The 378-nt window shown below is 58.5% G+C and carries 1 protein-coding gene; it reads left to right on the top strand.

Features of this window, described 5'->3' with window-relative positions; all coding sequences use genetic code 11:
• Positions 1 to 378 (top strand): Ig-like domain-containing protein (locus tag CWB98_RS23160; RefSeq protein ID WP_212751161.1); only part of this gene is annotated, 378 nt, incomplete at both ends.

Below are 378 nucleotides of genomic sequence, written 5' to 3'. Positions count from 1 at the left end.
TGGCCTGAACAATGGCACCCTGACGGTATCGGCAACCCAAGCGGATACGGCGGGCAATACCTCCACCGCAGCCACGCAAACCATTACGCTTGACAATGCGGCGCCTTCAGCGGTCACCATCACCACGCCAATTGAAACCGATGGCATTGTCAATGCGGCCGAAGACAACGATGTGCTGATTGCCGGTTCCGGTGCGGAAGCGGGTAACAGTGTGACCGTGACCATCACGGACAACAACAGCTCGGTGAGCCGTACAGTGATGGCGGATAACTCTGGCAACTGGACGCTGAGTGGCAGTGAGCTGGATGTCAGTGGTCTGAACAATGGCACGCTGACGGTGTCAGCGACCCAAGCGGATACGGCGGGCAATACCTCCAC

Origin of the sequence: Pseudoalteromonas rubra (assembly GCF_005887115.1) — a bacterium.
Lineage (GTDB): Bacteria > Pseudomonadota > Gammaproteobacteria > Enterobacterales > Alteromonadaceae > Pseudoalteromonas > Pseudoalteromonas rubra_F.
This window is presented reverse-complemented; position numbering and strand designations above follow the sequence as displayed.